The following is a 10,257-nucleotide window of genomic DNA, read 5'->3' on the forward strand; positions in this document are numbered from 1 at the left end:
TACGCGATCAATATATGTAAGGTACGCCGGGGACTTGACCCCAGTCGAGAGTTAGGTTAGGCTAACCTAAGTGAAAGGGGGTTTGCTGTGACAGACCGATCCGGTACGGTTCGACGCTCAGCTCGCGGAGGATTAACCGACTCAATTCTAGGTACCCGAAATCTCATGATGGTGGCCTCCCTGTCGGTGGTCGGCCTCATCATCCTCATCCCACTGAACTACATCGCGCCGGCGGGTGCGGCTTCGCAGAGCGCAGTCTGGCTCGGGGTGTCCCTTCTCGGACTTTGGGTCATTCCCTACCTCCTTCCTCTGGCCGTTGTGCGAAGGCCGGGCGCTTCGCTGCTGGCCGCGCTGATCATCGGAGTTGTGAGCGTATTTACTACTCCCACTGGGCCTGCCGCGATTGTCGGTAACGTCATTGGCGGGCTCCTGGTTGAGTTTCCCATGGCGTTGATGCTGTACCGGAAGTGGACGTGGTGGGCGTATCTGATCTCCGCCGCATTCTTCGGGGCATTTAACAGCCTGTTGTACCTCACGCTGCTCAAGCACGCGGTGGGAATCTCGGTATCGGGACTGATCGTGCTGGTGGGAGTCACGTCGTCCGTCATTGGCGGTTTGGCCGTCGTCGGACTAACCCGTTTGCTCAACAATGCAGGCGTAGGCGTAGACCATCGTGAGTGAAAGGCTGGCCTCCACTTTGAGCAGCGAGCAACGGTCTGTGAGCGAGTCCGCGCGGGCGCTCCTGGCGGTTGAGGATCTTTCCGTTCACTACTTGGGTCAGGACCGGTGGGTGCTGCAACGTCCAAGCCTGGTCCACCTGAGCGGTCAGGTAACGGCCGTCATTGGGCCCTCTGGATGCGGTAAAACTACCTTCGTCCGAGCCGTGTGCGGCCTTGTGCCCCACTGTCTGCCGTCCGAATACTCCGGCAGCGTTCAAATTGCCGGCGCCGAAATCGCCGACGCCACGGTCCAGTTGATCGCTACCAATGTCGCCTACGTGGGACAAAATCCGGATGCCGCAGTCATTACCCGTACGGTGTATGACGATGTCGCGTTTGCGCTGCAGAACCTCTGCCTGCCTGTTCCTGAGATTGATCGACGGGTACGCGAGGCATTGGCTGCGGTTGGTCTGGAGACCAAGCTGTGGGAGAGCCCATGGAGATTATCGGGCGGCCAACGCCAGCGCCTAGCGATCGCGGTAGCACTGGCTATGCAGCCCCGCTTACTAGTCCTCGATGAGCCAACATCGATGATTGACACGCAAGGCACGGACGAGTTTTACAGCGTCATCCAACAGCTGGTTAGCGATGGCGTGGGCATCGTGGTGATCGACCATGACCTCGACCCGGTCCTACCCCTGTGCGATCACGTCATAGCGCTCAACGCGCAGGGCGCGGTGATCGCGCAGGGAACTCCACATGAGGTTTTTCTCAGTCATACCGCGGAACTTGAGGCGTGCGGAGTGTGGCTGCCCCGTGCGTTACGCGACGAATCCCCGCACCACGCCTTGACCTGTGAGCAGGCGGGCATTCGAGTTCCCCGCATCACGGATATCTGTGGTGATTCGGTGCAATATCAGCGGCGCACCGAAGCAGGATGGGAAACCATCGATGCGATTGACACGCTCGACGGTGGAGGCAGCGCCACGGTAGAGCTGGCAGATTTCTGTGTTCCCGGACGTTCCCCAGCTATCTCTATGCGGCTACGGGGTGGCGAGTTTATCGCGCTTATAGGGCCGAATGGCGCAGGCAAAACATCCCTGCTCGCGGCGCTGGCGGGTCTCATACCATCAAAGGCACAACGCGCTACGGTCTGCGGAGAGGTTGTGCGGCGAGGGCGGCACCAGGTCGGCTACGTGTTTCAAAACCCGGAACATCAGATGGTTTGTTCTACCGTGGCTGGCGAAATCTCCACGGGGGATGTTTCCGCGTCTAAAGCCGAGGCTATTGTGGAGCAATTCCATCTCTCCCAGTATCGAGACCAACACCCGTTGACTCTCTCAGGCGGCCAGATTCGTAGACTATCGGTGGCTACGATGGTCGCCGAGAGCCGCGATGTGATTGTCCTTGACGAGCCCACGTACGGCCAGGATTGGGCGAATACCTGCGAACTCATGGCCTTCATCGACGAACTGCGCGCTGAGGGCAGAACCGTCATCATGGCCACCCACGACCTAGAACTTGCCCTATCACGCTGCAGCCACATCATCGCGCTACCTGCTGTCGTTAGCGAAACTCGTGAATACACCGCATCCGCAGCACCAGCGAACCCGCCTTCGCCGTCCGTGCCCCGTGGACTCTTCTCATCGTTCAATCCTGTGACGTTGCTATTGGCGCTAATCCCGGCGATGGTCATGGTGTTCGTATGCAAGGACCCGGCCGTCAATGTTGGAGTGCTCATCGCAGCGAGCCTGGCCATGGTAGCCGCGAGAGCGAGTCGCGCTCGAACGGTCATGTCACTGCTAGCACCCTGGGTCATCGCAGCTGTGCTACTGCCGGTGTTCCGCTACAACTACACCATTGAAGAGGTCAGCCCACTCTACAATTACGGTGGCGAGCTTGCGGCAGCGAGCGGTATCGGGGCACTGTTGTCCCTCATGCTGCTTTCAGGCATCAGCACTCATCCGGAAGCGCTGCTTCGCACGTTGACGACGACGTTCAAGCTTCCCTATCGGGTCACTGCGGCGGGAACTGCGGCTGTCGCCTTCGTCACTCGTTTCCGGCGAGATTTCCAGCTGTTGCGCACAGCGCGGGCATTGCGGGGTATTGGGGCATCATGGGGGCCGTTAGCGCCCGCAATTCGATGGGTGGGTTCCCTCGTGCCGCTGGCGATCCTCGCCGTCCAGCACGGCGAACGGGTTGCCCTGTCGATGGATTCACGTGGCTTTAGCGCCTATCCGCGGCGCACGGAACTCCAACACACGCCGTGGCAGGTGCGAGATTGGTGCCTGGTGGGCCTCCTTTGGGCCGTTACTGCGTTGCTGTGGTGGTGGCGCCAATGAACGTTTCGAAAGACTCGACTCGACAGGAGCCCGATGTGAGTATTTCCGTCGCCGCACTAATCCGCCCGGCCAAGGGCGCGATGGTCCTTTCCGCAGTCCTCACAGCCTTAGGCGCTATCGTCACGCTGGTGCCGTTCGTCGCCTTACACAACATGGCCGCGATCTGGCTTGACGGGCAGGTGCGCACCGGCTGGACCGGAAAGCCGTGGGTTTGGGCCGTGATAGCGGTGCTTTCGCTGTTCGTGGGCCAATTGCTCTACCTGTTTGGATTGGGTGTCACCCACGAGGCAGAAGCCAAGCTCCGACATCGGTTGCGCGGCAATGTGGTCCAAGCGCTGGGCAGTTTGCCCTTGGGTAGGGTCTCGCAGGTGCCGCACGGGGCCATCCGCAAGATGGTGTGTGACGATACCGCAGCCATCCATACTCTCGTTGCGCATGTTCCCGGTGATGTCACCAACGCCGTGGTCTCGATGGTCGTAGGCCTCGGGTATCTCATGTGGGTCGATTGGCGACTGGCGCTCGCGCTCTTTGGAACGTGGGCCGTAGCGATCGTGATCATCGTCAGCACGACCATGCGCGGCTATAGCGATATCACCGAGCGATTCGGACATGCCCAGACCGCGCTGGCCGCAGCCACCGTCGAAATGCTTGAGGGCATTAAGGAGATCAAGAATTTCCAGGCCACCGATGCGACCCGAACGCGCTTTAACGCCGCCCGCCAGCAATTTTCTGCCATCTCCTTCGACTGGGTTCGTCGCTCCGGCAGAGCGATTAGTCTGCTCGGTTCGCTACTGCGTCCAGCCACGGTCTTCGTCACGGTCGCGTTACTGGCGGCGCTATTCGTCGCGCAGGATTGGAGCACGCTGTCGGCGACGCTGCCATTCTTCCTGATCGCTCCCGGCATCCCGGAGGGGTTCACGGTGCTAGTCGGTCTGATGCAGCATATCTATGAGTCGCAGCTGGCGGCTCGCACCACGGCAGAGCTGCTTTCCGAGAAACCCATGCCCGAAGGCAGCCGAACCCAAGAAGAAGGCCCAAACCCCGGCCAAGTTGAGGTCTGTGAGGTTTCCTTCTCCTACGAGCCTGACGTGCCCGTTGTGCACGGTGTCTCCTTTACGGCTGAGCCCGGAACGGTCACGGCTCTGGTGGGCCCGTCGGGCGGAGGGAAGTCCACACTGGCCCGGCTGATTGCGCGCTTTTACGACGTCAATGATGGCGTGGTACGCATCAGCGGTGTGGATGTGCGCGAGGCGAGTTTTTCGTGGCTACTTTCCCGCGTCGCGATCGTCCTACAGGACGTAACGTTGTCGAACGATTCGGTCCATACCAATATCGCGCTGTCGAAACCGTCGGCAACGCGCGCCGAGGTCGAGGTAGCAGCCCGTGCGGCATGCATCCACGATCGCATTATGCGTCTGCCCGAGGGGTATGACACCGTGCTTGGCGAGGTTGGTGGCTTCCTCTCGGGCGGTGAGCGGCAACGCATCACCCTGGCGCGAGCATACTTGCAGGATGCGCCGATCTTGATTCTCGACGAGGCCACCGCGCAAGCAGACCCCCAGTCGGAGCGTGCGATCCACGAAGCGCTCAGCACCTTGGCATCCGGGCGCACGGTGATCATCATCGCGCATCGACTCGCCACCATCCGAGACGCCGACCAGATCCTCGTGATTGAGGACGGCCACATCACTCAGCGTGGTAGGCACGAGGACTTGGTCGACCAAGCGGGGACCTATAGCGAGATGTGGCGGGCCCAAGAACTCCATTACATGGCCTAAGGAGAGACACGCTCATGTGGAAACTAATGATCAGGGTCGTCAACAGGGCCGAGTTGCGTACGTTGGTGGGCTGGTTCGCCTTCTCCGCTGTCCTACAAGGCATCACACTGGCGTTGATGATCCCCTTCCTTCGGGCATTATTCTCCCGCTCTGAAACCCTTGGCACCTGGCTCGTCGTCGTTGCCATCCTCGGCGCGATCACGGTGACGGTCGACACCTTCGCGATGTACCGCTCCTATCGGATCAGCGTCTATGAAGTATGCGATACCTTAATTGATCGCGTAGCAGATCATGTCTTGCAGCTGCCGCTTGGGTGGTTTAATGCCAAACGCGAAGCGGATGTGGCTAATGCGACATCCAAGGAGATCAACACCCTGTCGCATCTGGCATCAATGGTGATCCCGAACCTGTGCAACGCCTTCATCGTGCCGTTGGTGATGCTCGTTGCCACCGCATTCATTGAGTGGCCGTTAGCTGTGGTCATGGCAGTGTCGATCTTGCCGTTTATTCTCACGTGGCGGAAAATGTCGGCGGCAACAACCAGAGCCAATGACATGGAAGACCGTACCTCGGCCGCCGCAGCCGGCCGGTTGATTGAGTTCGCCAGGCTACAACCGGTGCTTCGAGCCACGGGTGCCGCGACGTCGTGGGACCCCGTACAAAAGACTCTGCAAGCCGACTCTGAGGCGACGTTGGCCGGGCTTCGGATCAAGGGCCGACCTGCCCAAGGATTCAACCTCATCGCTAACGTGACTTTCGCGGTGGTGCTCGTCTTGGGGCTGTCGTTCGTGACCGGAGAGCGTCTGGACCCGATTGCGTATCTGGTGATCGCGGCGGTCAGTGCGCGCATGCTGCTGCCGCTCACAAAAGCCGCGCTCTACGCATCTGAGGTCGATAACGCCGCAGTGGCGTTGCGCCAGATGGGAATAATCCTTGATGCCGCGCCACTTGCCGAACCTGATTCCGAGCAGGCACGGGAACCGCGTGGGACGTCGATTGAATTCCGAGGAGTGTCGTTTTCCTACGAGTCAGGCCGGCCTGTCCTAGACGATGTCTCGCTCACCGCCCCGCAGGGAGCAGTCACCGCACTAGTGGGGCCGTCAGGGGCCGGGAAGTCGACGATCTTGCGTCTCACCGCAAGGTTTTGGGATGTCGACGCCGGTAGCGTGACCATCGGCGGGGTGGACGTGCGCGAGATTCCAACCACGCGGATCATGGAGCTGACCTCGATGGTGTTCCAGGACACCTACCTGTTTGACACCACGATCCGGGAGAATCTGCGGATTGCCCGTCCCAATGCGACGGACGCCGAGTTGGAAGAGGCAGCTCGCAAGGCGAGACTTGATCGGGTGATTGAGGCGCTGCCTCACGGTTGGGATACCGAAGTGGGGCCTGCCGGGCAGAGCCTGTCTGGAGGTGAGCGCCAACGAGTGGCAATCGCTCGGGCATTCATCAAGGATGCACCGATACTGCTGCTCGACGAGATTACCTCGGCGCTGGACGGCGAGAATGAATCGGCGATTAGCGACGTCATCAGTCAACTATCTGAGGGCCGCACTGTGATCGTGGTAGCGCACAGACTATCCACCATAGATAGCGCCGATCAGGTGGTCTTCCTCGAACCCTTAGCGGACGGTGCTATCGTCGCCGAAACCGGCACGCCTAAGGAATTGTCTAGTCGGCCCGGACGGTTCCACGATTTCGTGGCTGCCGCCGATGCATCGTCTCGTTGGCAGCTGAGACACACCTCAGATTAGCGGACGCGGTCCCGGTGCCAGGCGCCAAGCCCTAAACCCACAGCTCGAATCGGAGTACCTCGACACGTTTGGCACACGTGGTGCTGTGGCGAACATGGCGCTAGTGGGATCATGCGCGAACAGCATCTCGCTGATGAGCGAGGGCGCTACTAATCACCAAGGGAGTTGAGTCCCTCATAGTGGTGTAGCGGGGTGGTCGTGCTGGACAGCAGGGCGGTCACCGCGTGATCCTCGAGTTTCGTCCCCTACAACTCACTCGCGAAAGGCCACACGATGACCGCTACCCATATTGTCGACCCTGCCGGGCTGCTTGGCGAACTGCTTGCCGAGGCGTCACCTGTTGCAGACTGCGATCAACGAGTTGCTGTCTGCGAATGCTGATGCGGTTGCAGGTGCCGAGTACAGCCGCCCAGATCCTGACCGACGGGCCCAGCGCAACGGCTACCGCCACCGGCCTCTCGATACCCGTGTTGGGACCTTGGACATCGCGGTCCCGAAACTACGCCAGGGCACCTATTTCCCTGAGTGGCTGCTGGAGCGTCGCAAGCGCGCCGAGTCCGCATTGATCACTGTCGTTGCCGACTGCTATCTCGCTGGAGTCAGTACTCGCCGGATGGACAAGTTGGTCAAGACGTTGGGAATCGACCGGCTATCGAAGTCCCAGGTCTCTCGCATGGCCGCCGAGTTGGACGAGCACGTCGCCGAGTTTCGACACCGCCCACTAGGCGATGCTGGGCCGTTCACGTTCGTGACCGCCGACGCGTTGACGATGAAAGTTCGCGAGGGAAGTCGTTTGGTCAACGCGGTCGTCATGCTCGCGACCGGGGTCAACGCCGACGGGCATCGCGAAGTCTTAGGGATGCGGGTCGCCACGAGCGAGACCGGCCCGGCCTGGAACAAGTTTTTCGCCGATCCGGTCGCCCGAGGACTGTCCGGGGTCCGGCTGGTCACCTCCGACGCCCACCAAGGCATCGTGGAAGCGATCGCGGCGAACCTGCCCGGTGCCGTCTGGCAGCGTTGCCGCACTCACTACGCCGCGAACCTGATGAGCATCACTCCCAAGAGCTTGTGGCCGGCGGTCAAGGCCATGCTCCACTCCGTCTATGACCAGCCTGACGCCGATGCTGTTCACGCCCAGTTCGACCGGCTACTGGACTACACCGCCGAGAAACTCCCCGACGTCGCAGACCACCTCGATGCCGCCCGCGCTGACATTCTCGCGTTCACCAGCTTCCCGACCGAGGTCTGGCAGCAGATCTGGTCGAACAACCCCACCGAACGGCTGAACCGCGAGATCCGGCGCCGCACCGATGCGGTTGGGATCTTCCCAAACCGGGAAGCGATTGTCCGGCTCGTCGGCGCCGTCCTGGCCGAGCAAACCGATGAATGGGCAGAAGGCCGCCGCTACCTCGGCCTGGAAGTCCTCGCCAAGAGCCGCCTCAACCTGATCACCACACCCACAACCACGACCGATGCCGACATGCCCGCACTCGCAGGCTAAAACCCCAAACGAGAGGAAAACGCCGTTACACCACTACAAGGGACTTGACCCCCAACTTGCTAAAAGCTTTGTAGTTGACTAGGAGTGCAGATGGTCGTCGGCCCACCTGCAAGAACGAATAGCAAGCGGTATCGTCTACAGGTAGAGGTGTTACCCGCATCATTTGTCGAGACCCCGCGTCTATTCTTGCGCGCGAGATCCCGACTGGTTCACCCCCTCTACGGACGCCAGCCGGGTAGTGACGTGCCAGATACTCAGCGGTACAGCAGGCTAATCTCCAAACGTCCGCGGCAGCCGGAAATCCCAGTTCATAGCCGGTATCGAAGCTGTTCGATGGCCCTGCTCCGCACTGGGGTCTTGTATCCATCGTGACCAGTTGTGCGACCCGGCGGTTGGTTCGGGTTCGCTACTTCTTAAGTTCGCGAAGGTTCTGGGCCCTAATGGTGTGCGGCAGGGCTATTACGGTCAGGAGATCAACCTGACCACGTATAACTTGGCGCGTATCAACATGTTTTTGCATGACGTGAACTATGACAAGTTCAATATTGCGCATGGGGATACGTTGATTGATCCGCAGCATTGGGATGATCAGCCGTTTGATGCGATTGTGTCTAACCCACCGTATTCCACGCGATGGGAGGGCAAGAATAATCCGCTGCTGATTAACGATGTGCGGTTCGCTCCGGCTGATGTGTTGGCGCCGGTGACGAAGGCAGATCTTGCGTTCACGATGCATGTGCTTTCGTGGCTGGCGGTCGACGGTACGGCTGCGTTGGTGCAGTTCCCTGGGGTTTTGTATCGCGGGGGTACGGAGCAGAAGATCCGTAAATACTTGGTGGATAACAACTATGTCGATGCGGTGATTCAGTTGCCGGAGGACATGTTCTTTGGCACCACGATTGCTGTTTGCGTGCTCGTGTTGAAGAAGTCCAAGAAGGATAACGATGTGTTGTTTATTGACGCGTCGAAAGACTTCGTCCGGCAGGGTAAACATAATGTGATGGCGCCCTCGCATCGCGACAAGATCGTGGAGATGGTCGCGGAACGTCGCGAGGAACAGTACGTGTCGAAGCGGGCGAGCGCCGAGGAGATCGCGGCGAACGACTATAACCTCTCCGTGAGCTCGTATGTGGAGCTGGAAGACACCCGCGAAAAGATCGACATTGAGGCGTTGAACGCCGAAATCGCGGAAATCGTAAAGCGCCAGGCTGAGCTGCGCACGAGCATCGACGCGATCGTTGCCGAACTCGAAGCAGGTGCAACCAAATGAACCGCATCGAGAAACTGATCCAAGAACTCTGCCCCAACGGGGTTGAATACAAGGCGCTTGGTGATGTTGCTGTCATCAAGAACGGCAAAGACTACAAGCATTTAGGTGGTGGACCTGTCCCGGTTTACGGTTCAGGGGGTGTCATGGCATATGTCGATCAGTCTGCATATGACGGAGAAACTGTCCTACTCCCGCGAAAGGGTTCTCTCTCTTCTGTGTTCTATGTCGATGGTCCTGTGTGGACTGTGGACACCTGTTATTACACAGTCATTGACAGCGCGCAGATTCTCCCGAAGTTCTTTTACCACTTCATGCTGATGAGTCGTTTGGAACGGTTGAATACAGCAGGAGGAGTCCCCAGCCTGACACAGAAAGTACTGAATCGTGTGAAGGTCCCGGTTCCGCCGATTGAGGTGCAGCGGGAGATTGTTAAGATTCTTGATCTTTTTACTGAGCTCGAGGCTGAGCTCGAGGCTGAGCTCGAGGCTCGGCGGAAGCAGTACGAGCACTACCGCGACCAGCTCCTGACCTTCCCTGAAAATGGGGGGGCGACCTGGGTTGAGCTTGGGAGTCTTTTCGTGATGAAAGCCGGACAATTTCTCGCTTCGTCAAAGATTGAAGAAAACCAGAACGCGGAGCAACCGGTGCCCTGCTACGGAGCGAACGGTGTGCGGGGATACTGTCGGGAGCCAAACCAAGCTGAACCGCGTCTTATGATCGGTCGGCAGGGAGCGCTAAGTGGAAATGTGCATCTCCCTTCTGGTCCTTTCTATGCAACAGACCACGCAATTGTGTGTACTCCGCAAGTCGAAATGGACCAGGATTTCTTTTATCACTTATTAGTGCACGCGAACCTTCGCCAATATGTGACTAAGAGCGCACAACCAGGTCTTTCAGTCCGTCGACTCACAAAGGTGCTCGTCCCGGTTCCGCCGATTGAGGTGCAGCGG

The 10,257-nt window shown here is 59.4% G+C and carries 5 protein-coding genes and 2 pseudogenes; all 7 read left to right on the plus strand.

The annotated features are described in order from the left end of the window. Positions 1-165 precede the first annotated feature (165 nt). Positions 166-681 carry an ECF transporter S component gene (locus HMPREF3160_RS07900; RefSeq protein WP_230972829.1) on the plus strand — a complete coding sequence of 172 codons (516 nt, stop codon included), beginning with the start codon at positions 166-168 and terminating at the stop codon, positions 679-681. A gap of 37 nt (positions 682-718) precedes the next feature. Then, the gene (locus HMPREF3160_RS07905) at positions 719-3,001 is read left to right on the plus strand and encodes an ATP-binding cassette domain-containing protein (RefSeq protein ID WP_035756502.1); all 2,283 of its coding nucleotides are present in this window, start codon (positions 719-721) and stop codon (positions 2,999-3,001) included. After that, positions 2,998-4,779, plus strand: a complete 1,782-nt coding sequence (locus HMPREF3160_RS07910; protein ID WP_256174199.1) for an ABC transporter ATP-binding protein — start codon at positions 2,998-3,000, stop codon at positions 4,777-4,779. The genes HMPREF3160_RS07905 and HMPREF3160_RS07910 overlap by 4 nt, the downstream gene beginning before the upstream one ends. Before the next feature lie 14 nt (positions 4,780-4,793). After that, the gene (locus tag HMPREF3160_RS07915) at positions 4,794-6,536 is read left to right on the plus strand and encodes an ABC transporter ATP-binding protein (protein ID WP_070507938.1); all 1,743 of its coding nucleotides are present in this window, start codon (positions 4,794-4,796) and stop codon (positions 6,534-6,536) included. A 273-nt stretch (positions 6,537-6,809) separates the two neighbouring features. Continuing rightward, a pseudogene (locus tag HMPREF3160_RS07920) lies at positions 6,810-8,037 on the plus strand (IS256 family transposase). Between the two features lie 370 nt (positions 8,038-8,407). Beyond that, positions 8,408-9,307, plus strand: a pseudogene (locus HMPREF3160_RS07925) (type I restriction-modification system subunit M); the annotation flags it as partial. Beyond that, positions 9,304-10,257, plus strand: a 954-nt coding sequence (locus HMPREF3160_RS07930) for a restriction endonuclease subunit S (protein ID WP_083285563.1), incomplete at its 3' end; no start/stop codon positions are given. The pseudogene HMPREF3160_RS07925 and the gene HMPREF3160_RS07930, both read left to right, overlap by 4 nt.

Origin of the sequence: Arthrobacter sp. HMSC06H05 (assembly GCF_001807395.1) — a bacterium.
Classification (GTDB): domain Bacteria; phylum Actinomycetota; class Actinomycetes; order Actinomycetales; family Micrococcaceae; genus Pseudoglutamicibacter; species Pseudoglutamicibacter albus.

Excerpts from the sequence above, each read along its gene's own strand:
- HMPREF3160_RS07900 (WP_230972829.1), top strand. The coding sequence starts at position 166 with ATGATGGTGGCCTCCCTGTCGGTGGTCGGCCTCATCATCCTCATCCCA.
- HMPREF3160_RS07910 (WP_256174199.1), top strand. The coding sequence starts at position 2,998 with ATGAACGTTTCGAAAGACTCGACTCGACAGGAGCCCGATGTGAGTATT.
- HMPREF3160_RS07915 (WP_070507938.1), top strand. The coding sequence starts at position 4,794 with ATGTGGAAACTAATGATCAGGGTCGTCAACAGGGCCGAGTTGCGTACG.